Genomic DNA, 26,379 nt, shown 5'->3' with positions numbered 1-26,379 from the left:
TGGAGAAACTGCAATGAGTGCCTTCGACATGGACGAACTGAAGGACATCCTGCGCAAGATGGGCGGCGTCGACGAAGCCGACCTCGACGGCGACATCGCCGACACGGAGTTCGCCTTCCTCGGCTACGACTCGCTGGCCCTGCTGGAGCTGTGCAGCCAGGTGGAGCGCCGCTACGGCGTCCAGATCAGCGACGAGGCCGTGCTGGACATGCCGACGCCGGCCAAGGCGATCGACTACGTCAACTCGCTGCTGACGGCGAAGGCGGGTGCGTGACATGGCCGGGCACACCGACAACGAGATCGTCATCAACGCTCCCATGCAGCTCGTCTGGGACATGACCAACGACATCGAGTCCTGGACCGAGCTGTTCAGCGAGTACTCAGAGGCCAAGATCCTCTCGGACCGTGACGGCACGATCCTGTTCCGGCTCGCGCTGCACCCCGACGAGAACGGCAAGGTGTGGAGCTGGGTGTCGGCCCGGCGCCCCGACGAGGCCACGAAGACCGTCCGCTCGCAGCGGGTGGAGACCGGGCCGTTCAAGTACATGTGGATCTACTGGGAGTACCTGCAGGAGGACGGCGGCGTGCGCATGCGCTGGGTGCAGGACTTCGAGATGAAGGCGGAGGCACCGGTCGACGACGCGACGATGCAGGCGCGGCTCAACCGCAACACCCCCGTGCAGATGGCACTGATCAAGCAGAAGGTGGAGGCCGCCGCGGCCGCCCGCTGAGCGGTGCGGACGCGAGGGCCGGTGGCAGGCTGACCGTTTGGAGGAGCTCGTGCTGGAGATCGTTGTCCCGCTCGTCCTGCTGGCCAACGGGCTGGCCGCCGGGGTGCTGCTCGGCACCCAGATGGGCGGCTGGCCGCTGCTGGACAGCCTGCCACCCGACCGCTACGTGCACGCGCACGCGTTCTTCTCGACCAGGTTCGACCCCTTCATGCCCGCCTGCCTGCTGCTCACCACGCTCGGCGACCTCACGCTCGCCCTGCTGGCGGAGGGCACGGTGGCGCGGGTGCTGTACCTGGTGGCGGCCGCGCTCTGCCTCGGCACGATCGCGATCTCGGTGACGAAGAACGTGCCGGTGAACCGGTGGGTACGCACCCTCGACCCCGACCACCTGCCCGACGACTTCGCGCAGCGCGACCCCCGGCGGCAGTGGGGCTCGTGGAACCGGGTGCGCACCGCCCTGTCCACCCTCGCCCTGATCGTCAACTGCGCCCTCGTCGGCCTGACCCTGTAGCCCTCCGCGACGGCACCCCCACGACGCCAAAGGCCGGCTCCCGTGCGAGAGGAGCCGGTCCTTGACGTGTCCTGTCAACGTCTCACCCGCCGTTCACTCGGCTTTGGCGGCCTCCAGCACCGGCACGCTCGCCGCCCGGCGCGCGGGCAGCGCCGAGGTGAGCAGCGTCGCCACCGCCGCGCCCGCCACGAGCGCCAGGAACAGCCACCACGGCGGCGCCGGGCGCAGGAACGAGCTGCCGCTGGTGACGTACAGGAGCCCTAGGGTCCCGATGCCGATCACCAGGCCGAGCAGCGTGCCCAGCACGACCACGGTGGCCGCCTCCCAGCGGACGATCCCGCGTACCTGCCGCACGGTCGCGCCGACGGCACGCAGCAGCCCGAACTCGCGGGTGCGCTCGACCACGCTCATCGAGACCGTGGTCGCCATGCCGAACAGGGCCAGCAGCAGCGCCATGCCGACGAAGCTGTACGTCGAGCGCAGCGCCCTGGTCTGCGACTGCGATGCGGCGTCCACGTACGCGTCCCTGTCGAGCACCCGCACCCCCGGCACCCCGGACAGAGCGCTTTGCAGCGCCTGCGCGGAGCCGCCGCGGACGAGCACCGCCAGCGTGGCCGCGTTGGTGTCGAGCCGGTCCATCGTCGCCGGGGCCACGAGTGCCTGGTCGGCGAACAGGTGGGACGGGTCGTGGTAGGAGCCGGCGATCTTGAGCGTGACCCGGCCCTGGAGGCCGCGTACCACGATGTCCTGGCCGCGCCGCAGCCCCCGCTCCTTCATCACGGTCGAGGCCAGCGCGATCTCCCCGTCGCGCAGGACGGGCGGCCTGCCGCCCAGCCGCAGGACCTCGCGCAGGCCGCTCTGCTCGGCACCGCTGACCAGGAAGCGGTACGGCTCGGCGCCGCCGGGCGACACCAGCGTGACCTCGCTCCGGGTCAGCAGCGCGCTCGCCGACACGCCGGGCGCGTTGGCGACCTTGGCCGCGACGTCGCGGGCCAGCGGCGCGGGCGCGCCCTCCGCGGTCCGCGCGGTCGAGGCGATCGCGTGCTCGGCGACCATCACCTGCCGCCCCGCCTCGATGAACCGGTCGTGCACGGACATCGTCACCAGCACCAGCGAGGCGACCAGCGCGACGCCGAGCATCAGGGACGAGGCCGCCGAGGAGACCCGGCGCGGGCTGCGCGTGATCGTGGCCCGCGCGAGCCGCCCGGTCTCCCCGCTGACCATGGTCCCGACCCGCCCCACCAGACCCCCGAGCGGCCCGACGAAGAACGGGGTGAGCACGGCCAGCCCTGTCACGCCCAGCATCGACGCGAAGAGCACCATCAGCGTGATCGCGAACGTGCGGTCCGAGCCAGGCGTGTCGCTGATCCGGACCGCCACCGCGATCCCGCAGAACAGGAGTGCGCCGGCGAAGAGCCCGCCCGCGAGCAGCAGCCGGGGCCAGCGGCGTTCGACCGGCTCGGCGACGGTGCTGCGCAGCGCCTCGACGGGCGAGACCGCTCCGGCGCGGCGGGCCGCCCGCCAGGCGGCGGCCTGGGTGACGAGGATCCCGGCGGCGGCGGGCACGACCAGCGCGGCGACGCCGAGCTGCGGGTCGGACGCGGAGACGTCGAAGCCGTCCTGGGCGAACAGCCAGATGATCAGCTCGGCCAGCGGGAAGCCGGCGGCCACGCCGCCCACCGCCGCGACCGTGCCCAGCACCAGCGCCTCCAGCCGGATGAGCCGGCCGATCTGGCGGGGCGTGGCGCCGATGGCGCCGAGCAGCGCGAGCCGCCTGGTGCGCTGCCTGACGAGGGTGCCGAAGGTGTTGGCCACCACGAACAGGCCGACGAAGATCGCCACGGAGGCGAGCATGCCGACGACGCCGGCGATCGAGGCGCCCTCGCCCGCCGCCGCCGCGGTCTGCGCGGCCCGTACGGACGCGGCGGTGCGCACGGTGGCCGTGTCGCCCAGCTCGCGGGACACCTCGTCGCGCAGCCGGTCGGCGGACACGCCGGGAGCGGCCTTCAGCCAGACGCCCTGCCAGCTGCCCGGCGGCAGCATCGCGGCCTGCCGCACGGTCTCGGGCGGCGCCAGCACGAGGTCGCCCGCCGCCACCGCGCCGCGGTCCTGGACGCTGACGATGCCGGAGATCCGCACCTGGCGGGTCTCGCGCGGCAGCGTCAGCGTCAGCGGGTCGCCGACGCCCAGCTCGCCGGCGCGCGCCAGGTGCCGGATGACCACCACCTCGCCGTCGGCGGCCGGCGCGCGGCCCGCCTCCAGCCGGTACGGGCTCAGCCGCGCATCGGCCACCCAGGGACGCAGCAGCGTACGGCCCTCGGCCGCCGCCATGATCGCCTGCCCGTCGGCGCGGGCGGCGGTCACCGCGACCGTGGCGTCACCGGCCGCCGCGGCCACCCCGGGCCGGGAGGCGAGCCGGTCGAGCTGGATCCGGCCGTCCGGCGGCGCGAACGGGTCGGCGGGATCGACCGTGCCGCCCTGCACGAGCACGTCGGCGTTGGCGTACTCGCTGGCGTCGCTGCCGGCCACCGCCTCCTGCGCGCGCAGCGCGAACTGCGTCGAGCCCGCGATGAGCGCGATCGAGCCCAGTGCCGCCAGCAGCGTGGCGGTGAGCCGCACCCAGCCCTCGGCGAACGTGCGGCGCGCGATCAGCCACAACGGGTTGCCCATGACGCTCAGCCCTCGATCTTGCGCATGCGGGCGTGCACGGCGTCGATGGTGGGACCGGCCAGCTCGTCCACGATCATCCCGTCGGCCAGGAACAGCACCCGGTCGGCGTACGCGGCGGCGGCCGGGTCGTGGGTGACCATGACCACCGTCTGCTGGTAGTCGTCCACGGCGGCGCGCAGGAAGCCCAGCACCTCGGCGCTGGAGTTCGAGTCCAGGTTCCCGGTCGGCTCGTCCGCGAACAGCACTTCCGGCCTGGTCAGCAGCGCCCGCGCGACGGCGACCCGCTGCTGCTGGCCGCCGGACATCTCGGCGGGCCGGTGGCTCAGCCGGCCGCGCAGGCCGAGCGCGTCCACGATCGTGTCGAACCAGCCGGGCTCGACGTCACGGCCCGCCAGCCGGCCGGTGAGCCTGATGTTCTCCTCGGCGGTCAGCATCGGCAGCAGGTTGAACGACTGGAAGACGAAGCCCATGCGATCGCGGCGCAGCTCGGTGAGCCGGGTGCGGGACAGCTGGGTGATGTCGGTCTCGCCGACCCGGATCGTGCCGGACGTCACCACGTCTAGACCGGCCAGGCAGTGCATGAACGTCGACTTACCCGACCCCGACGGGCCCATGATCGCGGTGAACTCGCCGCGGACGAACGCCGCCGAGACCCCGCGCAGCGCGTTGACCGCGCCGTCGCCTGATCCGTAGGTCTTGGCCACCTGCGAGGCGACCATCACCTGGCCCGCCCCGGTCATCGCGGTCCTCCCGCGCGGCGGGGGAGCGGGCGCGGCGCGTCCTGCCGGGCCGTGGCCTGGCGTGTGCGGCTGCGGGTCGGCTCGGGCATGAGGATCTCTCCTGGTCGGCGAATATTTGAACCCTGCGAGATAATCTCACTGTGAGACTATATCGGATGGGACTACAGTGGGCGCATGCTCCAAGATCTGCTCGAGCGCTTCCTGGCCGGAGAGGGCGGCCCCGCCGCCGACCACGTGGGGCTCGGGATGCTGCTGGCCGAGGTGCACAACCAGAGCCGGGAGCGGCTCAACCAGGCGCTGCGCCCGCTGGGCCTCAATGTCCGCACGTTCGCCGTGCTGCTCGCGCTCCCGATGTACGGCCCGGTCAGCCAGCGTGATCTCATCGACCGCCTGCGCATCGACAAGTCCGCGATGGTCCGGCTCATTGACGAGCTGGAGGCTCGCGGGCTGGTCGCCCGCGAGCGGGCGCCGCAGGACCGGCGGGCCTACTGCATCGTGCTGACGCCCCAGGGTGAGCAGACGCTCGCGGCGGCGCGGCAGGCCACCGACCGGATCGGCGGCCACCTCTTCGGGCCGCTGCCGGAGGCCGAGCGCGGGCTGCTCGTCGAATTGCTGCGCGGCGTGGCGGAACGCGCCGCCACCTCTTCGCCGGACGCCACTTCTTCGCCGGATGCCGCTGCCCCCCGCTGAACGCCGCGGCCCCCGCTGACCTGCGCCCCGGACGGGGAGTGGTCAGGGGTCACTTGCGGTCGCCCGTTATGGCGACATTTCGGTATTGACACCCTTCGGGCAAGATCCGTAGCGTGTCGGGTAAAGGCCGAAATTTAGGGCGCTCTTGAGCGTCTTGCGGAAAGGAAAAGTGTGCGACGCAGACTGGCGAAAGTCGCTTCGATCCTCCTCGCGACAGGATTCCTGACGGCGGGAGGCACCTTCTTCGCAACCACCTCCGCACAAGCAGAAACCACCCGCACGTCGAATGTCGCGGCCCCACCGGCCGTATGGGTGGACTACAAGAACTACCTCGACTATGAGGCCTGCCGGCAGCAGGGCCGGGAAATGCTCGGCGGCGGCGTCGTCATCGCCTACAAGTGCGAGTGGGACAGCCCTTACTGGATTCTGCGCGTACGCATCGAATAGGTGCGGAAAAGGTCCCGGCCGGGGCGGCGAAAGGTGCTCCGTCGCCCCGGCCGGGTTTCATTTCTCTCAGCGGTAGACGCTCAGCAGCCAATAAGGGCTGTCCCACGAGCAGTCCCAGTCCTTGATGATTCCGGCGTTCAGCAGCTCGCCGCCCTCGCGGGCGCACGCGGCGTGGGTCGCGTAATTCTTGTACGGTGACCAGCCGGCCGCGGCCTGCGCCTGCCACGTCGTTCCGGCCGCCGCTGGAGCGGCTGAGAGGGAGGTTATTCCGGCTGTCAGGAATGCCGCTGCCATAAGCGTCGAGGTTGCTCGCGCCAGTCTACGTCGCACGCTTTTCCTTTCCGCGGGAAACCGATTATTCGGCCTTTCAGGACACGCTACGGATCTTCACAGAGATCTGTCAACGCTGGATTTCGCGCAGCACTTCGCCTGGTCACCTTCCCGTATCAGCTGGCTGATCGCTCTTGCCGCCGGTCGCGCCCGCGTCCGAAGGTCTAGAAGGATCGGGGGAAGGAGAGGCGGGAATGCGGGCGCCGCTGGTCGTGAAGCGGGCACTGGACGAGCCGTTGCTGCTGCTCGGCGCGTTCGGGGCGATCCTCCTGGCGACGACCACGCTGGTGGCGATGACCATGTACGCCGCCGCCGTCTCCGGCGCGGGCGTGCGCGAGGCGGTGCGGGACGCCCCCTACCACCAGACGAGCGTCACCGTCACCGCCCAGGTCGACGCCACGACCTTCCCCCAGTACGACCGCCTGGTCCGCGACCGGCTGACCGAGACCTTCCGAGCGCCGCCCGACGTCACCACCAGCCTGCGCTCCGACTCGTACGTCATGCCGGGCGAGGACGACGAGGAGCTGCCCGGCCTGCTGCGCTTCGGCAGCCACGACGGGCTCGACCGGCACGCCAGGCTGGTCGCGGGCAGGTGGCCCCGGACCGGGGGAGAGACGGTGGAGGCGGCGATCTCGGAGCCGGCGGCCACGGCCACCGGGTTCGAGGCCGGCGAGGAGTTCGTCACCAGGGCGCGCGGCGACGGCCACCCGGTCAAGGTCCGCGTCGTCGGCGTCTTCCGGCTCGACGACCCGTTGGGCGAGCGCTGGGCCGGCGAGGAGCTGCTGAGCCGGGGCGTGGAGCGCGGCGAGTACACCACGTACGGGCCCCTCATGGTGACCCCCGAGACCTTCGTCGCCGGCTTCGCCACCCGCGTCAGGGCCGTCTGGGCGGCCGAGCCCGGCTTCGGCACGCTGACCGCCGAGCGGCTGCGCCCGCTGGCGGCGGCCGTCGGCGGGCTGAGCCGCGGGCTGCCGGCGGCGGGCTGCGTCACCTGCCTGACCGCCACCGAACTGCCCGCGCTGCTCACCCAGCTCGACAGCGCGTCCCTGGTGACCCGCTCGGTGCTGCTGATCTCGATGCTGCAGCTCCTGCTGCTGGCCGGCTACGCGCTGGCGCTGACCGCGCGGCTGCTGACCGACCACCGCCGCATGGAGACGGCGCTGCTGCGCTCGCGCGGCGCGGGCACGGGCCGGCTGGTGGCGCTGGCGGGCGGCGAGGCCCTGCTGATCGCGCTGCCGTGCGCGGTGGTCGCGCCGCTGCTCGGGCCGCCGCTGATCGCGCTGATCGGCCTGCTGTCCGGTACTTCGGTGCGGCCTCAGCCGGACGCGGGGGCGTACCTCGTCTCCTTCGGGGTGGCTTCGGCCGCGGCCGTGCTGCTGGCGCTGCCGGCGGTGGCGGGCGGGCGGCGCACGTACGTGCAGGAGCAGTCGGCGCGCGGCCGTGGCCTGCGGCGCGCGCTGATCCACGGCGCGGGCGGCGACCTGGCGCTGCTGGCGGTGGCCGGCCTGGCGATCTGGCAGCTGCAGCGCTACGGCGGCCCGGTCACCGCGACGGCGGCGGGCGGGCTCGGCATCGACCCGCTGATCATCACGGGCCCCGCCCTGGCCCTGCTCGCAGGCGGCCTGCTGGGGCTGCGGCTCGTGCCGCGCGTGTCGCGGCTGGCCGAGCGGGTCACCGCGCGCCGCCCCACCCTCGCGCCCGCGCTGGGCGCCTGGCAGGTGAGCAGGCGGCCGCTCAGGTACGCGGGCCCCGCGCTGCTGCTGACCCTGGCCATCGCGATCGGTGTCATCTCCCTGGCCACCACCGCCACCTGGCAGACCTCCCACCGCGACCAGGCCGACCACCAGGCGGGCGCCGACCTGCGGCTGCGCGGGCCTTCCGAGGGTCCTGAGCTGGGGGTGCTCGGGCGAGGGACGGCGTTCGCGGCGCTCCCCGGCGTGACCGCCGCCTCGCCCGCCTTCCGCGCACAGACCGAGGTGGGCGGCGAGAGCGCGCTGCTCCTCGCCCTGGACGCGGACCGGCTGCCCGAGCTGCTCCACCTGCGCCCCGACCTGTCGGCGCGGACGGTTCCGCAGCTCGCCGCCGCTCTCACGGGTGATCGGGGCGGCCGGCTGGAGCTGCCCGGCAAGCCGCGCGCCCTCACCGTGCGGGCCGACGCGCGCGCCGCGGGGCCCGGCAGGCTGGTGCTGTCCGACGCGCTCGGCGTCTGGCACGACGTGCCGCTCGGCGAGCTGCAGGAGGGCGCCAACACGGTCGAGCTCGACCTGACACCGCTCGCGGGTCGGTCGGGCACGATCACGTATCCGCTGTCCGTACGCGGCCTCGCGGGGGCGAAACTGACCGGGCTGCGCGCGGACGGCAGTGACGTCCCGGTGAGCGGGGCGCTCGGCACCGCGCGGAGGCCGCTGCCCGTGGTGCTCACGTCCGGCCTCGCCGCCGCGCTCAAGCTGACCACGGGCCAGTCCGGGGAGGTGCGCTTCTCCGGACTGGTCGCGCGGATCGAGGTCGTGGGCCTCGTGACGAGCCTGCCCACCAGCGACGCCGGGCAGGAGGCCGTGCTGGCCGACTGGGAGTCGCTGCACGCCTACGAGCTGGCCGCCGCGCAGCCGTCCAGGCCCGCCACCGAATGGTGGCTCGCCACCCCCGGCTTGGCGCCCGCCAGAGAGGTCCTGCGCCGCAACCCGCAATGGGACGTCACCGCCGTGGACCGGCACGAGCTGGCGGCGAAGCTGCACGACGACCCGCTGGCCGGCGCGCTGCGCGGCGGGCTGACGCTGGGATTCGCGGCGGCGCTCGGCTTCGCGGTGCTCGGCTTCCTGGTGAACGCGGTGGCCGCGGCGCGGGAGCGGCGGGCCGAGTTCGCCGTGCTGCGGGCGCTCGGCACCGGGCCCCGGCAGATGTTCGGGCTGCTCGCCACCGAGCAGGCGTTCGTCATCGGGTTGTCGCTCGTGTCCGGCACCGCGCTCGCCGTCGCCGTCGGCGGCCTGGTGGTGCCGCGCATCGTGCTGAGCGGGCAGGCGGCGGCGGTGGTGCCCGACGTGCTGTTCCGGCTTCCGTGGGCGTCCGTGGCGGTGCTGCTGGCCGTGGTGACGGCGGTGCTCGCGGTGATCGTCGCGGGGCTGGCCAGGCGCATGTGGCGGGGACAGAGCTTGGAGGAACGGTGAGGATCCCCCTGGGCGTCCGCACGCACGCGGGCACCGACGCGCTGCTCGCCGTGCTGACGGCGGTCGCCTGCCTGCTGGTCTCCGGGCTGCCGCGAACCATGCAGGCGTCCTACGACGAGGCGCTGCGCAGGTCGCTGGCCGGGGCCGACGTGACGGCCGCCGACCTGACCGTCACCGGCGCCCCGGCGCAGCAAGCCGGCGAGCTGCACTCGCGCGCCGAGTTCGAGTACGCGGCGCGGCGCTGGCGCGCACTCGTGCCGGCCGCGCTGCGCCCCCTGACCGGGCCGGGCGGTCACATCAGCGCCAAGACCTTCCGCACGCCCGCCGAGGGGAGGGGCCCGATCCGCGAGTTCGTCAACCTCGGCTGGCTCTCCGACGCCGGCCGGCGCGTGGACTGGGTGCGCGGCCGTGCCCCGGGCGCGCCCACCACCATGCGGTACGCGGGAAGCACGATCCCCGTCATCGAGGTGGGCGTCGTCGAGGAGGCCGAGTCCCGGATGGGGCTGCGCGTCGGCGAGACCAGGCTGCTCGGGGAGAGCGTGCACACGGCCGTGCGCATCGTCGGCGTCTTCCGCGCCAAGGACCCGGCCGACCGCGCCTGGGGCCACGACGCCGACGTCCTGCACGTCACCCACGCCGTGCCCGCCGACGGGCCGGAGGAGCTGCACACCACCACGCTCATGGCGGACGCCGGGCTGGCGGCGCTGGCCAACCCCACCCGCGACCTCACCTACCGCTGGGTGTTCCCGCTCGACCCGCGCGCCGCGAACGCCCTCTCCGCGCCCGGCGTCCCCGCCGCGGTCGCCGAGTTCCGCCGGCAGGTGGACGTCCAGGGCACCGGCCTCATCAGCTACCGCCTGGCCACCGGGCTGCCCCAGCTCATCACCGCCTTCCTGACCGCGCTCGCCGCCGCCCAGACCGTCCTGTACCTCGTGCTCGGCGGGCTGTTCGCGGTCGCGCTCGGCGTCATCGCGCTCGCCGCGCGGCTGCTGACCGACCGCATGGAACGCACGCTCGCCCTGGCGCGGGCGCGCGGCGCCGCGCTGGGGCAGGTGGTGGCCGCGGGGACCGCGCTGACCGCGCTCACGACGGGGCCCGCCGCGCTCGCCGGGTACGCACTGGCGTACCTGCTGCCGGGGCCCGCGCTGCCGATCGTGCACATCGGGCCCTTGGCCGTGGTCGTCGTCACCGTGGCCTTCGCCGGGACGCGCGTGGCGCTCGCCCACCGCACCCCGCTGCGCGAGCGGCGCGGCGACCTGGCCGCGGTCCGGCCGTCCGCGCGGCGCGTCACGGTGGAGTCGCTGGTCGTCGTGCTCGCGCTGGCGGGGGCGTACCTGCTGCGGGCCAGAGGGGTGTCGGGGAGCGCGCAGCAGGATCCGTACCTGCTGGTGATCCCCGTCGCGCTGACGCTCGCCGCCGCGCTGATCATCCTGCGCTGCCACCCCTACCCGCTGCGGCTGCTCGTCCGGCTGGCCGCGCGCGGGCGGGCCGCCGTGCCGTTCCTGGGGCTGGCCAGGGCGGCCAGGCAGCGCGCCACGGGGGCGCTGCCGGTGCTGATCCTGCTGCCCGCGCTGAGCCTGTCGGTGTTCGCCGCGGTGATCCACGACGGGATCACCACCACCCAGCAGGTGGCGTCCTGGCAGAAGGTGGGCGCGCCCATGAAGCTCACCGCGGCCGGCCTCACGCCCGAGACGATCGAGCGGGTACGCGCCGCGCCCGGCGTCGAGCGGGTGGCCCCCGCCATGACCGGCCGCGCGCAGATCACGGGCACCGGCGAGCAGCCGTACGTCGTCGCCGTGGACCTCGCCCAGTGGCGCCGGGTGAACGAGGGCGCCCCGATCAGCCTGCCCGCCCTGTCCGGCGGCACGTCCGCGCAGGTCTCGCCCGCGCTGGTCTCGCCCGCGCTGGTCTCGCCCGGGCTCGGCCCGCGCGGCACCTTCGACCTCACCTGGCTGTCACCCGTACGCCTGAACGCCCAGGGCGTCATCGACGCCGTGCCCGGGTTCTCCTCCAACGGGCAGTTCCTCCTCGTGCCGTGGGAGGTGCTGCCCTGGCACGCGGCCGACACCCTGCTCATCAAGGGCGACATCAGCCCCGCCCACCTGGCCAGGCTCGTCCCGTCGGCGACCATCGAGACGCAGGAGGCTGCGCTGCGGGCCGTCCAGGCCGATCCGCTGACCGGGACCGTCCGGACGACGATGGTCGTGGTGACGGTGGCGCTGGGGGCGTACGCGCTGGTCGCGATCGTGCTGTCGCTCGTCGCCGGGGCCGAGGGGCGGGCGCGGACGGTGTCGCTGCTGCGCACGCTCGGGCTGTCCGACCGGCAGGCCACGCGGCTGACCCTGCTGGAGCTGCTGCCCGTCGTCGTCATCACCGCGCCCGTGGGCGTGGCCCTGGGCATGGGGCTGCCCGCCGCGCTCGGCCCCGGTGTGGACGTGTCGGTGTTCGCCGGCGGCCTGCCCGTCGCCGACCACACGCCGGGCCTGCTCACGCCCGTGGCGCTGGCGGCGGGGCTGGCGCTGTCCGCGGTGGCGGGGGCGTACGCCCACACCGCCATGACCCGCCGCCGCGAACTCGACGCCGCACTCCGCGTCGGCTCGGACTGACCGGGCTCAAGGGGCGCGGTCGCGGGCGCGGACCTCCTACGGCTCATCAGCGGGTGGTCAGTGGAGGGTCAGGGGGCGGTCAGTGGAGGGCGGCAGGGTCGGGGGCATGAACATCACTCAAGTCGCGGGCGGCAAGCAGGACTTCCAGCTCGTGCGTCACATGACCGTACGGGGCGGGCAGATCGGGATCGGCAGGCAGCTCACCGATGAGGCGTTGCGGCTCGGCTGGCGGCCCCGTCCGGTGGACCCCACGGTGAACCGGGCCAGGCGGACCTGGTTCGAGCGGCACTGGCCGCAGCACCACGCCAGGATGGACGGCGCGGCCGAGGCGCTCGGCCTGGACCCCGACCAGGACGAGCTGGCCCTGGACGGGCTCGGCTACGTCCCGACCGGCTCCGCCTGCTCGGCCCTGTGGGTGCCGCCGTCGGCGTCGGCGGACGGTCACGGCAGGATGGCCCGCAACTACGACTTCTTCACCCTGACCGCGAGCGAGTTCAACGGCGGCGCACCGGGGCCGGACGAGCTGCCGATGGCCGCCCGCCCGTACGTGATCACCACGATCCCGGACGACGGCCTCGCCTCCACCGTGATCACCATGTCGGACCTCGACGGCTGCATGGACGGCATCAACGAGGCGGGGCTGGCGGTGACGCTGCTGATCGCCGACATCGAGAACGCCGAGCCGCCCCAGGACACCACCCCGCAGGTCGGCCTGAGCAGCCTGCAGCTGCCCCGGTTCCTGATCGACACCTGCGCGACCGTGGAGCAGGCCAAGCAGGCGCTGCTCTGCGCCAAGCAGTACGACCACGGCGCGCCGCTGCACTACCTGGTCTCCGACGCGCACGGCGGCGCGTTCGTGTGGGAGCGCGGCGCTAACGGCACCGAGCACATCGTGGAGGTCGGCGACGGGCCCCTGTGCGTCACCAACCACCAGCTGCACCGCCACCCCGACCCGATGGCGCTGCCCGCCGACACCGAGGAGACGCTCGGCACGTACGGGCGGCTGCGCGCGCTGTACGAGCACAGCAAGGGCGTCACGATGTCGGAGCGCGACATGTGCGACGGCCTGGAGGTGGTGCGCGCGCCCGAGTTCGGGCCGTTCCGCACGCTGTGGCGTACGGTCTTCGACACCACCGAGCGGACCCTGTCGAGCTCCTTCTATCTGGGGGACGGGCGGTACACCGATGAGCTGGTTTTCAGCGCCCGCCGAGGGTGACCTGTGGCGTAGGGGGCCGTCCTTTACCTACGTTTGACACTGGTAGCAAAGGTGCATAAGTTGCACCGCACCACGTGTGTGGCGATCTTCGTGCCCGGTGCGGCGCGGCGAGCAGCCACCGCGCGACAGCTGGACGACGTTAGGAACGGCTCTTATGCGCAGACTCAACCGGGCCGGCGTGCTCGCGCTCACCAGTGCGGCCGCCCTCGCCGGATCCCTCCTCACGAGCGCCCCCGCGCAGGCGGCGTCGTCGCCCATCGCCGCGTGCGGCGGCAGCTACCACGTGATCGACAAGCACAGCCTGGGCGGCGCCACCGTCTACCTGCTCTACAACGGCAAGACCAACTGCGTCGTCACGTGGCGCAACAAGCCCAGCAGCAAGCGGGTCTACCTCAAGGCGCTGATCCACCGTGAGCGCCAGCCGTGGAAGGTGGACGCCGGCAAATTCACCACCTACGCCGGGCCCGTCAAGATCGACGCCAGGGGCTACTGCGTCCAGTGGGGCGGCGACTACGGCAAGAAGCAGTGGACCTCGAAGTTCGGCCACTGCGGCAAGTGATCCATGCCGTCTGCGGTGATCCGGCCTGAAGTGACTCGGGTCGCCTAAGGGGCGGCTACGATCACGCCGCCTCGGCGCTGAGCGTCGGGGCCACCGGGCGCCGGGCCGCCAGCCGGGCGGGCAGGGCGACCAGCGCCGCCGTCACCACCACGGCCGCCGCCGCCACGGCGAACAACCCCCACGCAGGCGGCGCCACGGCGTTCCTGGCGCTGAACAGCAGGTTCATGAACGTGCCCAGCGGCACGCCGGCGAGCGCGCCCGACACCGCGGGCAGGAGCTGGGCGACGGACAGCCCGGCGGCCACCTGCCCGGGGGTGGCGCCGACGGCTTGGGCGATGGCCAGGTTCAGGCGGGCGTCCATGGCGGTGGTCCAGGTGAGGATCAGCGTGTTCACCACCGCCAGGACGACGATCAGCACGGTGACGGCGAGCAGCACCTGACGGTCGTGCTCGCCGCGCAGGTTCGGCAGGGCCGAGGAGCCGTTCAGGCCGTAGCCGCGGTTGTGCTGCGCCTGCAGGGCCAGCAGGGCGATCAGCGTGATCACGGTCACGGCGGTGGCGCACGCCTGCAGCACGGCGCGGCCCGGCCTGCGGGCGGTCAGCCGCAGCCCGAGCAGGAGCGGCGTGGGCAGCAGCGCGGACAGCGCGGTCAGCCAGGGCCGGTGCCGCGGGCGGCGCACGCCGGCGCCCAGTGCCGTGACGGTGGCCGTACGCAGGGCGTGCAGCGTGGGACGCAGCGTCGACAGCACCGCCACCACGACGGCCAGCACCGCCGTCGCGACCACGGCGGATCCGGTCAGCGTGACGTCGCCGATCCTGCTGGCGGTGGGGGTGGCGATGACCGGCATGGCCAGCCGGGCGGCCACCAGCCCGAGTGCGTTCCCCGCCACCGCCAGCACGAGGTACTCGGTGAGCAGGACGGTGGCGATCACGCCGGGCGTGGCGCCGACGGCCTTGAGCAGCCCGGCCCTGCGGGTCTGCTCAGCGGTCCGCCCGGCGGCCAGCGCGGCCACGCCGGTGACGGCCAGCAGGTCGAGCAGCCACCCGCCGAGCACCAGGACCGGCTGGCTGTTCCTGAGGATCACCATGTCCTGCTGCGCCTTGAACTGCCAGGAGTGGAAGTTCACCCTGATGGCGTCGAGCTCGTGGTGGGCGTCGCGGAAGGTGCCGGCGGTGGCGGGGTCGCGCAGCTTGAGATCCACGGCGGTGGTCACCTGGAGGTCGCGGGCCTCCGCCAGAGCCCGCGCGTCGGACGTGGTCAGCCAGGCCAGCCCGCTGTAGTCACTGGGACCGCCGCCGGGGCCGATCTGCGCCGCCCACGGGTAGATGGAGGTGGCCGCCGTGACGGCGACCCCGACGACGGGGTACGTCCGCCCGGCGATCGTCACCCGATCACCGGGCCCGACTTCCAGCGCGGTCGCGAACCCCCGTTCCAGAACCAGGCCGCCAGGGCGCACCCACTCGCCTGAGGTCACCACCGGCCGCTCGACGGCGGCGGGCCGCTCGTCGATGGCATGCACCACGACGGGGGACGTGATCCCGTCGCGCGCGCTGAGCTCGCCGTAGACGATCCGGTACGGGCCCCGATGCGCGACGACCCGCGGATCCTCCGTCAGCGAGGCCAGCGCCGGCGCGACGGCAGGCCCCGACTCCCCGGAGAGCACGACCACGTCGGGCCCAGCGGTGGCGGCGCGCGTCTGCGCGTAAAGGGAGTCGCTGACACCGGGCAGAGACACCCCCACGGCCAGCGTCGCCGTGGCCACCGCCACCGCGAGCAGGAGCAGCACCCCCTGAACGCGGTGCCGCCGCAGATCGGCCCGCACCAGCCGCGCGACGAGCACGAATGAGCTCACGGCGGTCAGCCCTCCAGCCCGATGAGCCCGCCCAGCCCGCCCAGCCACTGGCCGCCGGTGCCGGTCATGACGGTGTCGCCGACGAACATGCCGTCGCGCATGGTGATCAGCCGGTCGGCCGTGGCCGCCACGCGCTCGTCGTGGGTGACGATCACCAGCGTCTGCCCCGAGCCGCGCAGGTCCTCGAAGATGCGCAGGATGTCGTTGGTGGCGGCGCTGTCGAGGTTGCCGGTGGGCTCGTCGGCGAGGACGACGCGCGGGTCGTTGACCAGGGCGCGGGCGACGGCGACACGCTGGCGCTGGCCGCCCGACAGCTCCGACGGCAGGTGGCGGGCGCGTTCCGCGAGGCCGACCCGTTCGAGGAGGTCGGCCGCGCGGCGCCTGGCCTGCCGGGGCGAGCGGCCGGCGAGCAGCGCGGGCAGCTCGACGTTCTCGGCCGCCGACAGCTCCTCCACCAGGTGGAACGCCTGGAACACGAAGCCCACGGAGCGCCGCCGCAGCCGGGCCAGAGCGCGCTCGCTCAGCGTGTCGATGCGCCGCCCGTCCACCCACACCTCGCCCTCGGTCGGCCGTTCGAGACCGCCCAGCAGGTGCAGGAGTGTGGACTTCCCGCAGCCGCTCGGCCCCATCACGGCCAGCGACTGCCCCTCGGGCACCTCCAGATCGACCTCGTCCACCGCACGGACCCGGCTCTGCCCCTGACCGTGCGTCTTCACCAGAGCGCGGGTCTGCACCGCGATCATGCGTCCTCCGTCCCGGCGCCGGGCGTCCAGGCGCGTTCGCAGACGTCGAGCCAGCGCAGGTCGGCCTGCAGCCGCAGCACGACCCCTTCGAGCAGCAGGGCGGCCCCCGACTCGGGCGGCTCGGCGAGCGCCGCCTGCTGCGCCTCACGCAGGCGGCGCAGCAGCTCGCGGCGCTGCGCGGCGACCAGCTCCACCGGGTCGGCCAGCCGGGCCGCCGCGGCGGCGGTCAGCTTGAGATGGAACTCCGCGAGGTCGGGCTTCGGCCAGCCCACCTCGCTCAGCCAGGCGGTCACCCGCTGCTGCCCGGCCGGCGTCAGCGCGTAGACCTTGCGCTCGGGCCGGTCGGGCAGGCCGTCGGCACGCTCGCAGACGACGAGCCCCGCCTTCTCCAGGCGGGACAGCGTCACGTAGATCTGGCCCCGGTTCATCGCCTCGCCGAGCGGGCCCAGGCTGCGGCGCAGCCGGGCGTGCAACTGGTAGCCGTGCGACGGCTCCTTGGCGAGCATCGCGAGCACCGCGTCCTGCATGGTCGCTCCCCTAACGGTTGGCTAATAGATAGCGGTTACCCAAGGGAGGTGTCAAAGCGGCGCCCGCACCGCCGCCGTCGTACGCGCGGCGTGCTCACACCGGCTGGCCGGTGAGGCGGGTGGCGTCCTGGCTGGGGGGCAGGCCGTACTGGCGGCGGTATTCGCGGCTGAACTGGGAGGCGCTGTCGTAGCCGACGCGGTGGGCGACGGCGGTGACGTCGCGGGGGTGGGCGGCGAGCAGCAGGCGGGCCTGCTGGAGGCGGAGCTGCTTCTGGAACTGGATGGGGCTGAGCGCGGTCACGGTCTGGAAGTGCCGGTAGAACGCCGATGGGCTCATGCCGGCCGTACGGGCCAGGTCCTCGACGCGGAACGGCTCCGCGTAGTGCTCCTTGATCCACCGCACCGCCCTGGCGACGTGGCTGAGGCTGCTGCCGGCCATGCCGAGCTGGCGTACGGTGCCGCCCTGGTCGCCGGTGAGCACCCGCCACAGGATCTCGCGCTTGACCATCGGCGCCAGCACGGCCTGGTCGCCCGGCCGGTCGAGCAGGCGGACCAGGCGGATCAGGGCGTCGAGGAGGTCGTCCGTCATGGACGCGACGGCGATGCCGGGCAGCGCCGGCCCCCGCCCCTGCGGCGGGTCGGCGTGGAGCAGCAGGTCGGCGATGGCGGACGGGTCGAGGACGAGCGCCATCCCCACGGCGGGATGATCGGGGCCGATGTCCACGAAGTGGCCCGTGCACGGCAGGTCGATGGAGGCCACCAGATAGCTGCCCGGCCGGTATTCGAGCACCCGGTCGCCCACCACGAGCCGCTTCGCCCCCTGGGCGAGCACCGCGAGCACCGTGCCCGACATGGAGGGCGAGGGCGGGCCGGGCTGCTCGATCCTGGCGATGTGCAGGCCGTCGATGGCGGTGGTCTCGTCGGGGCGGACATGCCGGTCGAGCAGGGAGAGCAGCTCCTCGAATCCCATCGCTCCACCCTACGCCGAGCCGTCTCGCGCGCCCGTACCGCCTGAATGCCTGTACCTCGCCCTCCGGCGGTCACGGGAGGGCGGCGAGTTTCTCGCGTACGGCGTCCGCCTGGGGCTGGCCCGACTCGGCGAGCAGGTCGAGTGCCCGGCGCCATGCGGCGCGGGCCTGTTCCCGCGCGCCGGCCGTGGCGTGGACGTCGCCCAGGTTGACGAGCGTCTGGGCGAGGAAGGAGCGGCTGTCCAGCTCCTCGAACACCGTGGCCGCCCGCCGGTAGTACGCCACCGCGTCGGAGTGCCGGCCCGCCCGGTGGTAGGCGTGGCCGATGGTGTCCCAGGTCAGCGCCTGGTTGTTGGGGTCGTCGAGCTGCTCGTACAGGGCGGCGGCCCGGCGGCAGTAACGCAGCGCCTGCTCGTACTCGCCGGTCTCCACGAGCACGTTGCCCGTCGTGTTGAGCGCCATCGCCTGCCCGATGAGGTCGTCGGCGGCCACGTAGAGGCGCAGCGCCCGCGTGCCGTGGCGCAGCGCCTCGGCGTACTGGCCCTGCCGGTAGAGCAGCGCGCACAGGTTGACGTGGGTGTGGGCCTGGCCGACGCGGTCGCCGAGCCGGTCGTACAGGTCGAGCGCGAGCCTGATGTGCGGCTGCGCCTCCACGTGCCGGCCCAGGTTCGAGCAGGCCATGGCGATGCCGCGGTGCGCGATGGCCTGCGCGCGTACGTCGCCGAGCCGCTCGGCGGCGGCCAGCCCGGTGCGCTGGGTGGCGCGCCACTCGTCCCAGTGGCCCTGCCGGTAGAGGAAGTCGGTGACGACCCAGACGAGCTGCCAGGCGTGCACGTCGAACGCCTCGGCGGCGGCCCGGGAGATCAGCCCGAGCAGCACGCGGTGCTCGCTCGCGTACCAGGCGAACGCCTGCTCGTAGCCGTCGAACGCGGTGACCGTCACGCCCGCCTGGCGGGGGGCGAGGGTGATGGGCTCGCGGTGCGGGTTGAGCAGGCGGGCGGCGGCGTGGCCGGTGTGCAGGTGGTGGTCGAGCAGGCGGTGCAGCGCGGCCCGCCGCTCGGCGGCATGCGGGCGTACGAGCTCGGCGGCGTAGCTGCGCAGCAGGTCGTGCAGGCTGTAGCGGCCGGGCAGGTGCTCGATGAGCAGGTGCGCGCTGCGCAGCTCGCCGACCAATGCGCGTAACCGTTCCGGGGTGACGCCCGCCAGGCTGGCCATCGCGGCCGGGGTGAAGTCGGGCCCTGGATGCACCGCCAGCAGCCGGAACAGGCGGGCCGTCTCGGCGCTCAGCGTCCGGTACGACCAGGAGAAGACGGCACGGGCGTCGGCCGCCGGATCACCGGCGTCGAGCGTGTCGAGGCGGCGGCGCCGGTCGCCGAGCTGGGCGGCGACCGAGGCCAGGGAGAGCGCGTGGGTGGCGGCGTGCGCGGCCGTGATCGCCAGCGCCAGCGGCAGCCCGGCGCAGCGGGCGATGATCGCCCCGGCCGCCTCGGGCTCGGCGGCGACGCGGGCCGCGCCCAGACGGCCGGCCAGCAGCTCCCTGGCCTCGTCGTCGCGCAGCAGGTCGAGGGTCAGCGCGGCGGCCGCCTCCGTCGCGACCAGGCCGGTCAGCGTGTTGCGGCTGGTCACCAGCACCGCGCAGGACGGGGCCGCGGGCAGCAGCGGCTTGACCTGCTCGGCCTCCAGGGCGTTGTCCAGCACGATGAGGACCCGTCTGTCCGACAGCGTCGTGCGGTAGAGGGCGGACCGTGCGGCGAGGTCGTCGGGGATCTGCCGCGGCGGTACGCCCAGCGCCTCAAGGAACGTGCCCAGGGCGTCGCGCGGGTCCACGGCGTCGCCCGACGGGCAGAAGCCCTTGAGGTTCACGTAGAGCTGGCCGTCGGGGAACCAGCCGCGGGCCCGGTGCGCCCAGTGCAGCGCCAGGCACGTCTTGCCGACGCCGGCCATGCCGGAGACGACGCAGATCCGGGCGGCCGCGCCGCCCGCCTGCGGCCTCAGCAACTGGTCCAGCTCCGCGAGCTCCTCCGTCCTGGCCGCGAACCTGGACACCCCCACAGGAAGCTGCCGTGGCACGCGCCGCCCGCCTTCGGTCTCCGCGCTGGAAGCCTCTTCGGCGGGCGGGGGAGGAGGGCCCGCCTGGGCGGCGGCGGCGAAGGCGGCCTGTTCGAGCGGGTCGAGCTGGAGCGCCTCGGCCAGCAGCCGGAGCGACCTGCTGCGGGGCCGCTCCACCGCGTCGCCCTCCAGCCGGCGGATCGTCCGTACGTTGACCCCGGTCTTGCTCGCCAGCTCCTCCTGGGTCAGCAGCGCCCTGTTGCGCCACGCCCGGACGAGCGCTCCCAGACTCTGACCCTCCTGAACAATCCCAGCAGACATGGTGACCCCTCGATCCATGCGCATTGCCCATATCCCCGTGCCCCCCGCCGGGGTGGAGTCTACGAGACCATCCGTAACACCTAGGGGTGTCATGTCTGTTTATTTCGGAGGTGTGTCCGAAATGGCGGGATAAATGATCTGAGCTCGGCATTGATCGTGTGATCGTGCGAAAAGCAGAGAATGTTGTCACGGTGGATCATCGCCCGGAGCCGCACGTGCGGCAGGCGGACCCCGCGTCGGCGAGAATGGCGTCACCGGCCCTTCATCTTCGCCGGTGAAAGCGGCCGGCCACCAGGGCGAAAACCGGGCATTCGCCGGACAGCGCATCGCGCACGCCGCAAAGGCGCATCCCTGCGACCACGGCATGCCCTATATGATCCGTCTTCTGCGGAGGCGGGAGCATGAACATGAATCGGGCACCGGGCATGGTGGACGTGGCACGCGAGGCAGGCGTGTCCCACGTCACCGTCTCCCGCGTGCTCAACGACCACCCCTCCGTACGCCCCGAGACCCGGGCCAGGGTCGAGGCCGCCATCGAGAAGCTCGGCTACCGGCGCAACAGCGTCGCCCGCGCGCTCAAGAGCCGCCGCTCCTCCACGATCGGCGTGGTGCTGGCCGGCGCCGAGCTGTACGAGCTGCCCAGGATGCTGCGCGGCGTGCAGAGCGCGGCCCAGCGCGCCGGCTACTGGGTGAACCTGGCGAGCTGGCAGGGCGGCAGCACCCGCGACTTCGCCGAGACGCTGCGGCGGCTCACCGACCAGGCGGTCGAGGCGGTCGCGGTGATCGGCGACCGGCCGATGGTGGTGGACGCGCTGGCCGAGATCGCCACCGACGTGCCGGTGACGGTCATCGTGTCCGGCACGGTGCCCAACCCCGACCTCGGTTTCGTCGAGCTGGACCAGGAGCTGGGGGCGCGACTGGCCGTACGCCACCTGCTGGAGCTGGGACATCGCCGCATCGCCTACCTCACGGGCGCGCTGCGCACCTACGACGCGCGGGCCCGGGTGGACGGCTGGCGGGCCGCGCTGGCGGAGGTGCCGGAGGCCCGGGGCGAGCTGTTCGAGGGCGACTTCACCGGCAACAGCGGCTACCGGCTGGCCACCTACCTCGTGACCCGGCACGAAGCCGAGCCGCCGACCGCGATCTTCACCGGCAACGACCAGATGGCCATGGGGGTGCTGGCGGCCTTCGCCGAGCTGGGCGTGCGGGTGCCGCAGGACGTCTCGCTCGTCGGGTTCGACGACATACCGGGAGCCGCGTACCTGGTGCCCGCGCTGACCACCGTCCGTCAGGACTTCCTCGGGCTCGGCGAGCGCTGCGTCGAGCAGCTGCTGGGGCGGATCAAGGGCGACGCGCCCGCGACCGAGCGCATCCCGCCCGAGCTGGTGGTCCGCCGCAGCACCGCCCCGCCCAGGGATCAGGCAGGCTCGTAGTCGAACCAGCCGAACCTGGCCCGCCCGCCGCCGGAGGCGTAGAGGCCCAGGTAGACGCCGACGAACCCGCCGGCGCGCTCGGTGCTGAGGACGGCGCGCTCGACCGTGCCGAGCGTGGCCCAGGTGGTGGCGGAGCCGGCGCGGAACGTGTAGCCGGTCTCGTCGCCCTCCACCTCCAGCACGACCTCCTCCCCGTGCACCGGCGCGGCGGCCAGGCGGGTGGGGACGCCCGACTCCCGTACGGTCAGCACCGCCTCGCCGTCGATGAGGGCGAGCGTCGCGTGCTGATCCTGGTTCTGGAAGACCGCCAGCCCCGCCTCGGCGCCCGGTCGAGCGCCCGCGAAGGTGAGGCTGGTGCGGGCGCGGAAGCGGACGTGCTGCTGCCGCCGCCCGACGAACGCGGGCACGCCCAGGGCCGAGAGCGGCTCAGGACCGGCCTCGATCTCCAGCCCGCCGCCCGTCAGGTGATCCACCGGGCCACGCAGGCTGTTCCACTCCGGCCCGAGCACCGGTCCGTCGAAGTGCTCCCGCCCGGCCGGCGGCTCGTCCTCGGGGAGGGCGGCGGCGATCGAGGGGAGGCGTTCGTCCAGGCGGACCCCGCCTGACTCAGGGGCGAAGACCGGCCCGGCGGGCGTCCAGGTGACGGGCACCAGGAAGGTCTCGCGGCCCAGCGTGTGGGTGCCGTCGATGGGGCGGACGCCCAGCGTCACCGCCCACGTCTCGCCGTCGGGGGTGTCCACCAGGTCGGCGTGTCCCACGTTGTGCACCGGCTCGCCGGGGTCCCGGTGCCGGTGGGTGAGCAGAGGGCTGCGCGGGTCGGTGACGTACGGGCCGGTGACGGTTTCCGAGCGGGCGGCGGTGACGCTGTGGTTGCGCTCGGTGCCGCCCTCGGCCGCGATCAGGTGGTACGTCCCGTCCCGCTTGTACAGGTGCGGCGCCTCCACCCACGCCCCTCGTACGGCGCCGTGCCACAGCACGTGGGTCGGCCCCACGAGCTTCAGCCGCTGGAGATCCAGCTCCCGCATCCACAACTCGCCCGGCCCGACGTCGCCGGCGGCGTCCCGGCAGGCGGTGAACCAGCAGCGGCCGTCGTCGTCGAAGAACAGCGAGGGGTCGATGCCTTCGGCCTCCAGCGGCACCGGGTCCGACCACGGCCCGGCCGGGTCGTCGGCGGTGGCGACGAAGGTGAGGTGCCCGCGCCGCTCCACGGCGAGCGTGGACACGACGTAGAAGCGGCCCTCGTGGTGGCGGATCGTGGGCGCCCACAGCCCGTCGGAGACGTCGAGCCCCTCCAGCGGCAGCAGGCCCGGCCGGTCCACCACGTGGCCGAGCTGCCGCCATCGCACCAGGTCACGGCTGTGGAAGACGGGCAGCCCAGGGAAGTACGCGAACGACGAGGTGACCAGGTAGAAGTCGGCCCCGACCCGGCAGATCGACGGGTCCGGATGGCAGCCGGGCAGGACGGGGTTGCGAAAGGCAGGCACGGGGGCGGGCTCCGGTGGCGCGTTACAAGAAGGGGCTTGACAGAATGACAACGTTAACATCAGGTTAGAAACCCCACGCACGACCCGGCCCCCCGCCGGAGAGCACCTGTCCGAGGAGACCGCCATGACCCCACCCTCCCTGCCCCCGCGCCGCAGGCGCAGGACGCTCCTGGGCGCCGCCGCACTGGTCGCGGCCCTGACGGCTTCGCTGGCCGCATGCGGTTCGAGCGAGCCGGAATCCTCGGGCACGGCGAGCGCGGACGGCCCGATCACGCTGCAGTTCTGGACCTGGAGCCTCAAGGGCAGCGACCCCGGCGCGCAGGCGATCGTGGACAAGTACCACGAGCTGAACCCCAACGTCACGGTCAAGCTCTCGGAGGTGGGCGGCACGTCCGACACCGCCGCCAAGCTGCTGGCCGCCGACCAGGCCGGCGACACCCCCGACGTGGTGCAGATCGAGTACCGCGGGGTGCCCGCGCTGGTCGTGGCGGGCGCCGTCAAGGACATCACCGCCGACGTGGCGTCCGTCAAGGCGAACGTCGACCCGAACATCTGGGCCCAGACCACCTTCAACAACCAGGTGTACGGCGTCCCCCAGGACATCGGCCCGATGGTGCTCACCTACCGCAAGGACCTGTTCGACAAGTTCGGCGTGAAGGTCCCCACCACGTGGGCCGAGTACGCCGACGCCGCCGAGAAGATCCACAAGAAGGACCCCGAGGCCTACATCGCCAGCTTCGCGGCCAGCCAGCTCGAGTTCTTCGCCGCGCAGGCCGCCCAGGCCGGCGCGCAGTGGTGGAGCACCGACGGCAACAGCTGGAAGGTCGGCATCGCGAGCGAGCCGTCGCTGAAGACCGCCGACTTCTGGCAGGACCTCGTCGAGCGCGACCTGGTCAAGGTCGAGCCGCTGCTCACGCCGGAGTGGAACGCCCAGGTCAACAAGGGCAAGATCCTCAGCTGGGCGGCCGCGGCCTGGGCGCCGAGCGTGCTCTACACGGTCGCGCCCGACACCGCGGGCAAGTGGGAGTCGGCGCCGCTGCCGCAGTGGACGAAGGGCGACCCGGCCGTGCCGTTCCTCGGCGGATCGGCGTTCCTGGTGCCGGAGAAGTCGAAGCACGCCGCCGAGGCGGCGAAGTTCGCGGCCTGGCTGGGCGCCTCGGAGGAGGGCTCGAAGCTGCTGCTCGGCCTCGACCTCTTCCCCGGCGGCAACGCCGGCCGGCAGGCCACGCTCTCGCACGAGCCGCCTAAGCTGATGCCGCAGCAGAAGGACTTCTACCAGGTCACCGACCAGGTGATCAAGAACACCACGATCCCGGTCACCTGGGGGCCGAACGTCAACGTGGCTCAGAGCGCCTTCGGCGACGCGCTCAACAAGGCCGCGCTGGCCAAGTCCTCCTTCCGGGAGGTGTACCAGGCCACGCAGCAGGCGGTGGTCGCCGACCTGCAGAAGTCCGGTTACACCGTCACCCAGTAAGACGCGCGGGGCCCGCCCAGGGCCCCCGCTCGATCCCACTCTGGACGTCTCATGCCCGCCTCCTCCGCCGGCCGCCGCACCCGCCTGCGCGCCGTCGCCACCCCATGGCTGTTCGCCTCGCCGGCGATCGTGCTGTTCACGCTGTTCATGGTCATCCCGATCGGTTACGCGATCTACCTGAGCTTCCGCGGCTTCCGCGTCGAAGGCGGCGGGGCGTTCGGGCGGCGCGTGCAGACCTTCGTCGGGCTGGACAACTACACCGCCGCGCTCAGCGACCCCGAGTACGCCGCCGGGCTCGGCCGCGTGCTGCTGTACGGGGTGATCTCCATCCCGAGCGTGCTCGGCCTGGCCCTGCTGTTCGCGCTGCTGCTCGACACCCCGAGGGTGCGGGCGCGCGGCTTCGCTCGTACGGCGATCTTCCTGCCGTACGCGGTGCCCGGCGTCATCGCCAGCCTGCTGTGGGGCTTCCTCTACCTGCCCAGCACGAGCCCGATCACCTACATCGCCCGCGAGCTGAACGCGGGGCCGCTGGACTTCTTCGGCTTCCCCGCCCTCTACTTCTCGCTGGCCAACATCGCGCTCTGGTCGGGCGTCGGCTTCAACATGATCATCATCTTCACGTCGCTGCGCGCCATCCCCACCTCGGTCTACGAGGCGGCCCGCATCGACGGGGCCAGCGAGCTGCAGATCGCCTGGCGGATCAAGATCCCGCTGGTGGCGCCCGCGCTCGTGCTCACCGGCCTGTTCTCGGTGATCGGCACCCTCCAGCTCTACAGCGAGCCGGCCACGCTGCGGCCGATGACGACCACGATCAGCTGGACGTGGGTGCCGCTGATGAAGATCTACCAAGAGGCGTTCTCGAACGACAACCTGGGCGGGGCCGCCGCCGCATCCGTGGTGCTGGCCATCGGGATCCTCGCCATCTCGCTGCTGTTGCTGCGCTTCTTCCAGCGCCGGACCTTCGGAGACAACGCATGACCGCCGTCACGAGCACCGGCGACCGCCAGTTCGGCCGGCGGCGCGGGGTGAAGCGGCGCAGGCCGCGGCTGGCGCTGGTCGTGCTGCTGCTCGGCGCGCTCTACTGCCTGACCCCCGTCGCCTGGGTGGTGCTGGCCGCCTCGAAGACCTCGCGTGAGCTGTTCACCACGTTCTCGTTCGCGCCGGGCAGCGGGCTGATCGACAACCTGATCGACCTCAGCACCTACGGGGGCGGCCAGTTCTGGAAGTGGGGCCTCAACTCGCTCATCTACGCGGGCCTCGGGGCGGTGCTGTCGACCCTGGTGGCGGCGATGGCCGGTTACGCCCTGGCGAAGTTCCGCTTCCGCGGCCGGCAGGTGCTGTTCTCGGCGATCCTGGCCGGCGTGCTGGTGCCCGGCGTGGTGCTGGCGGTGCCGCAGTATCTGCTGCTGGCCGCCGTGGGCCTGGCGGGGACGCACTGGTCGGTGCTGCTGCCGGTGATCATCAACCCGTTCGGCATCTTCCTGTGCCGGGTGTTCGCGGTGGCGTCGGTGCCGGAGAGCACGCTGGAGGCGGCCCGCCTGGACGGCGCCGGCGAGCTGCGGATCTTCGTCACGATCGTGCTGCCGATGATGATCCAGGGCCTGGTGACGGTGTTCCTGCTGCAGTTCGTCGGCATCTGGAACAACTTCCTGCTGCCCTTCATCATGCTCTCCGACCAGGACAAATACCCGATCACGCTGGGTCTTTACACGTTCCTCGGCAAGGGCGCGGGCGACGGCGACCTCTACTCGCTGGTCATCACCGGCTCCGCCGTCGCCGTCATCCCACTGATCATCCTCCTGCTGGTCCTGCAGCGCTTCTGGCGCGCGGACCTGCTCGCCGGCGGCCTGAAAGGTTGATGGGC

General features: G+C 73.1%; 22 protein-coding genes. 13 read left to right on the top strand and 9 right to left on the bottom strand.

All coding sequences use genetic code 11. From position 1 onward, the window contains the following. Nucleotides 1–13 precede the first annotated feature (13 nt). Genes AB0K12_RS35530 through AB0K12_RS35520 form a run of 3 tightly spaced genes read left to right on the top strand, consistent with a single transcriptional unit; the run spans nucleotide 14 to nucleotide 1,242 of the window. Entirely contained in the window at nucleotides 14–274 is a 261-nt protein-coding gene (locus AB0K12_RS35530) for an acyl carrier protein (RefSeq protein ID WP_355430381.1), read from the top strand. A 1-nt stretch (nucleotide 275) separates the two neighbouring features. Beyond that, nucleotides 276–731, top strand: coding sequence for an SRPBCC family protein (locus AB0K12_RS35525; protein ID WP_355430383.1), 456 nt, complete (start codon nucleotides 276–278; stop codon nucleotides 729–731). A gap of 49 nt (nucleotides 732–780) precedes the next feature. Next, nucleotides 781–1,242, top strand: a complete 462-nt coding sequence (locus AB0K12_RS35520) for a DUF1772 domain-containing protein (RefSeq protein ID WP_364571252.1) — start codon at nucleotides 781–783, stop codon at nucleotides 1,240–1,242. Nucleotides 1,243–1,335: 93 nt separating this feature from the next. Here the strand turns inward: AB0K12_RS35520 and AB0K12_RS35515 are convergent, their stop codons facing one another. Together AB0K12_RS35515 and AB0K12_RS35510 are read right to left on the bottom strand one after the other, a co-directional pair. Then, complete coding sequence (locus AB0K12_RS35515; RefSeq protein ID WP_364571250.1) at nucleotides 1,336–3,912, bottom strand: FtsX-like permease family protein; 2,577 nt, start codon at nucleotides 3,910–3,912, stop codon at nucleotides 1,336–1,338. Between the two features lie 5 nt (nucleotides 3,913–3,917). Then, complete coding sequence (locus AB0K12_RS35510; RefSeq protein ID WP_364571248.1) at nucleotides 3,918–4,652, bottom strand: ABC transporter ATP-binding protein; 735 nt, start codon at nucleotides 4,650–4,652, stop codon at nucleotides 3,918–3,920. 174 nt (nucleotides 4,653–4,826) lie between these two features. Here AB0K12_RS35510 and AB0K12_RS35505 point away from each other — a divergent pair, with 174 nt between their 5' ends. Together AB0K12_RS35505 and AB0K12_RS35500 are read left to right on the top strand one after the other, a co-directional pair. Further along, on the top strand, nucleotides 4,827–5,342 hold the full coding sequence (locus AB0K12_RS35505; protein WP_364571246.1) for a MarR family transcriptional regulator: 516 nt from the start codon (nucleotides 4,827–4,829) through the stop codon (nucleotides 5,340–5,342). A gap of 171 nt (nucleotides 5,343–5,513) precedes the next feature. Next, nucleotides 5,514–5,789, top strand: coding sequence for a hypothetical protein (locus tag AB0K12_RS35500; protein WP_364571244.1), 276 nt, complete (start codon nucleotides 5,514–5,516; stop codon nucleotides 5,787–5,789). Between the two features lie 66 nt (nucleotides 5,790–5,855). Here AB0K12_RS35500 and AB0K12_RS35495 read toward each other — a convergent pair whose 3' ends face one another. Further along, a complete protein-coding gene (locus AB0K12_RS35495; protein WP_364571242.1) occupies nucleotides 5,856–6,083 on the bottom strand; it encodes a hypothetical protein in 228 nt (75 codons plus the stop codon). Nucleotides 6,084–6,313: 230 nt separating this feature from the next. Between AB0K12_RS35495 and AB0K12_RS35490 the strand changes: the two genes are divergently transcribed. From AB0K12_RS35490 to AB0K12_RS35475, 4 genes are all read left to right on the top strand, one after another. After that, the gene (locus AB0K12_RS35490) at nucleotides 6,314–9,283 is read left to right on the top strand and encodes an ABC transporter permease (protein ID WP_364571240.1); all 2,970 of its coding nucleotides are present in this window, start codon (nucleotides 6,314–6,316) and stop codon (nucleotides 9,281–9,283) included. After that, a complete protein-coding gene (locus AB0K12_RS35485) occupies nucleotides 9,280–11,889 on the top strand; it encodes an FtsX-like permease family protein (protein ID WP_364571238.1) in 2,610 nt (869 codons plus the stop codon). Before AB0K12_RS35490 ends, AB0K12_RS35485 begins: the two co-directional genes overlap by 4 nt. Nucleotides 11,890–11,995: 106 nt before the next feature. Next, nucleotides 11,996–13,105 carry a C45 family peptidase gene (locus AB0K12_RS35480; RefSeq protein ID WP_364571236.1) on the top strand — a complete coding sequence of 370 codons (1,110 nt, stop codon included), beginning with the start codon at nucleotides 11,996–11,998 and terminating at the stop codon, nucleotides 13,103–13,105. Nucleotides 13,106–13,259: 154 nt separating this feature from the next. Beyond that, nucleotides 13,260–13,664 carry a spore-associated protein A gene (locus AB0K12_RS35475; RefSeq protein ID WP_364571234.1) on the top strand — a complete coding sequence of 135 codons (405 nt, stop codon included), beginning with the start codon at nucleotides 13,260–13,262 and terminating at the stop codon, nucleotides 13,662–13,664. Between the two features lie 61 nt (nucleotides 13,665–13,725). On the opposite strand, the gene AB0K12_RS35470 is transcribed toward AB0K12_RS35475, so the two are convergent. From AB0K12_RS35470 to AB0K12_RS35450, 5 genes are all read right to left on the bottom strand, one after another. After that, nucleotides 13,726–15,516 carry an FtsX-like permease family protein gene (locus AB0K12_RS35470; protein WP_364571232.1) on the bottom strand — a complete coding sequence of 597 codons (1,791 nt, stop codon included), beginning with the start codon at nucleotides 15,514–15,516 and terminating at the stop codon, nucleotides 13,726–13,728. 5 nt (nucleotides 15,517–15,521) lie between these two features. Then, entirely contained in the window at nucleotides 15,522–16,259 is a 738-nt protein-coding gene (locus AB0K12_RS35465; RefSeq protein ID WP_364571230.1) for an ABC transporter ATP-binding protein, read from the bottom strand. Continuing rightward, nucleotides 16,256–16,786: a PadR family transcriptional regulator gene (locus tag AB0K12_RS35460; protein ID WP_364571228.1), complete on the bottom strand. Its 531-nt coding sequence runs from the start codon at nucleotides 16,784–16,786 to the stop codon at nucleotides 16,256–16,258. Before AB0K12_RS35460 ends, AB0K12_RS35465 begins: the two co-directional genes overlap by 4 nt. A 94-nt stretch (nucleotides 16,787–16,880) precedes the next feature. Beyond that, on the bottom strand, nucleotides 16,881–17,756 hold the full coding sequence (locus AB0K12_RS35455) for an AraC family transcriptional regulator (RefSeq protein ID WP_364571226.1): 876 nt from the start codon (nucleotides 17,754–17,756) through the stop codon (nucleotides 16,881–16,883). A gap of 70 nt (nucleotides 17,757–17,826) precedes the next feature. Beyond that, nucleotides 17,827–20,124, bottom strand: coding sequence for a tetratricopeptide repeat protein (locus AB0K12_RS35450; RefSeq protein WP_364571224.1), 2,298 nt, complete (start codon nucleotides 20,122–20,124; stop codon nucleotides 17,827–17,829). 407 nt (nucleotides 20,125–20,531) lie between these two features. On the opposite strand from AB0K12_RS35450, the gene AB0K12_RS35445 reads away from it, so the two are divergent. Further along, entirely contained in the window at nucleotides 20,532–21,557 is a 1,026-nt protein-coding gene (locus tag AB0K12_RS35445) for a LacI family DNA-binding transcriptional regulator (protein WP_364571222.1), read from the top strand. On the opposite strand, the gene AB0K12_RS35440 is transcribed toward AB0K12_RS35445, so the two are convergent. Continuing rightward, nucleotides 21,542–23,041 (bottom strand): glycoside hydrolase family 43 protein, encoded by a 1,500-nt coding sequence (locus tag AB0K12_RS35440; RefSeq protein WP_364571220.1) that lies wholly within the window; start codon nucleotides 23,039–23,041, stop codon nucleotides 21,542–21,544. The two genes, AB0K12_RS35445 and AB0K12_RS35440, sit on opposite strands and share 16 nt — an antisense overlap. Before the next feature lie 124 nt (nucleotides 23,042–23,165). Here AB0K12_RS35440 and AB0K12_RS35435 point away from each other — a divergent pair, with 124 nt between their 5' ends. The 3 genes from AB0K12_RS35435 to AB0K12_RS35425 are packed head-to-tail and all read left to right on the top strand — an operon-like array spanning nucleotide 23,166 to nucleotide 26,374. Next, nucleotides 23,166–24,515, top strand: coding sequence for an extracellular solute-binding protein (locus AB0K12_RS35435; RefSeq protein ID WP_364571218.1), 1,350 nt, complete (start codon nucleotides 23,166–23,168; stop codon nucleotides 24,513–24,515). Between the two features lie 51 nt (nucleotides 24,516–24,566). Next, nucleotides 24,567–25,493 carry a sugar ABC transporter permease gene (locus AB0K12_RS35430; protein WP_364571216.1) on the top strand — a complete coding sequence of 309 codons (927 nt, stop codon included), beginning with the start codon at nucleotides 24,567–24,569 and terminating at the stop codon, nucleotides 25,491–25,493. After that, nucleotides 25,490–26,374, top strand: a complete 885-nt coding sequence (locus AB0K12_RS35425; protein ID WP_364571214.1) for a carbohydrate ABC transporter permease — start codon at nucleotides 25,490–25,492, stop codon at nucleotides 26,372–26,374. The genes AB0K12_RS35430 and AB0K12_RS35425 overlap by 4 nt, the downstream gene beginning before the upstream one ends. Nucleotides 26,375–26,379 lie beyond the last annotated feature (5 nt).

The organism is Nonomuraea sp. NPDC049419 (assembly GCF_040676995.1).
Taxonomy (GTDB): Bacteria; Actinomycetota; Actinomycetes; order Streptosporangiales; family Streptosporangiaceae; genus Nonomuraea; species Nonomuraea salmonea.
This window is presented reverse-complemented; position numbering and strand designations above follow the sequence as displayed.

Bases quoted from the DNA above. Each gene is read 5' to 3' on its own strand.
- AB0K12_RS35495 (WP_364571242.1), bottom strand. From the start codon at position 6,083: ATGGCAGCGGCATTCCTGACAGCCGGAATAACCTCCCTCTCAGCCGCT.
- AB0K12_RS35475 (WP_364571234.1), top strand. From the start codon at position 13,260: ATGCGCAGACTCAACCGGGCCGGCGTGCTCGCGCTCACCAGTGCGGCC.
- AB0K12_RS35480 (WP_364571236.1), top strand. From the start codon at position 11,996: ATGAACATCACTCAAGTCGCGGGCGGCAAGCAGGACTTCCAGCTCGTG.
- AB0K12_RS35445 (WP_364571222.1), top strand. From the start codon at position 20,532: ATGAATCGGGCACCGGGCATGGTGGACGTGGCACGCGAGGCAGGCGTG.
- AB0K12_RS35525 (WP_355430383.1), top strand. From the start codon at position 276: ATGGCCGGGCACACCGACAACGAGATCGTCATCAACGCTCCCATGCAG.
- AB0K12_RS35450 (WP_364571224.1), bottom strand. From the start codon at position 20,124: ATGTCTGCTGGGATTGTTCAGGAGGGTCAGAGTCTGGGAGCGCTCGTC.
- AB0K12_RS35430 (WP_364571216.1), top strand. From the start codon at position 24,567: ATGCCCGCCTCCTCCGCCGGCCGCCGCACCCGCCTGCGCGCCGTCGCC.
- AB0K12_RS35530 (WP_355430381.1), top strand. From the start codon at position 14: ATGAGTGCCTTCGACATGGACGAACTGAAGGACATCCTGCGCAAGATG.
- AB0K12_RS35505 (WP_364571246.1), top strand. From the start codon at position 4,827: ATGCTCCAAGATCTGCTCGAGCGCTTCCTGGCCGGAGAGGGCGGCCCC.
- AB0K12_RS35465 (WP_364571230.1), bottom strand. From the start codon at position 16,259: ATGATCGCGGTGCAGACCCGCGCTCTGGTGAAGACGCACGGTCAGGGG.
- AB0K12_RS35460 (WP_364571228.1), bottom strand. From the start codon at position 16,786: ATGCAGGACGCGGTGCTCGCGATGCTCGCCAAGGAGCCGTCGCACGGC.
- AB0K12_RS35455 (WP_364571226.1), bottom strand. From the start codon at position 17,756: ATGGGATTCGAGGAGCTGCTCTCCCTGCTCGACCGGCATGTCCGCCCC.
- AB0K12_RS35435 (WP_364571218.1), top strand. From the start codon at position 23,166: ATGACCCCACCCTCCCTGCCCCCGCGCCGCAGGCGCAGGACGCTCCTG.
- AB0K12_RS35425 (WP_364571214.1), top strand. From the start codon at position 25,490: ATGACCGCCGTCACGAGCACCGGCGACCGCCAGTTCGGCCGGCGGCGC.
- AB0K12_RS35510 (WP_364571248.1), bottom strand. From the start codon at position 4,652: ATGACCGGGGCGGGCCAGGTGATGGTCGCCTCGCAGGTGGCCAAGACC.
- AB0K12_RS35515 (WP_364571250.1), bottom strand. From the start codon at position 3,912: ATGGGCAACCCGTTGTGGCTGATCGCGCGCCGCACGTTCGCCGAGGGC.
- AB0K12_RS35490 (WP_364571240.1), top strand. From the start codon at position 6,314: ATGCGGGCGCCGCTGGTCGTGAAGCGGGCACTGGACGAGCCGTTGCTG.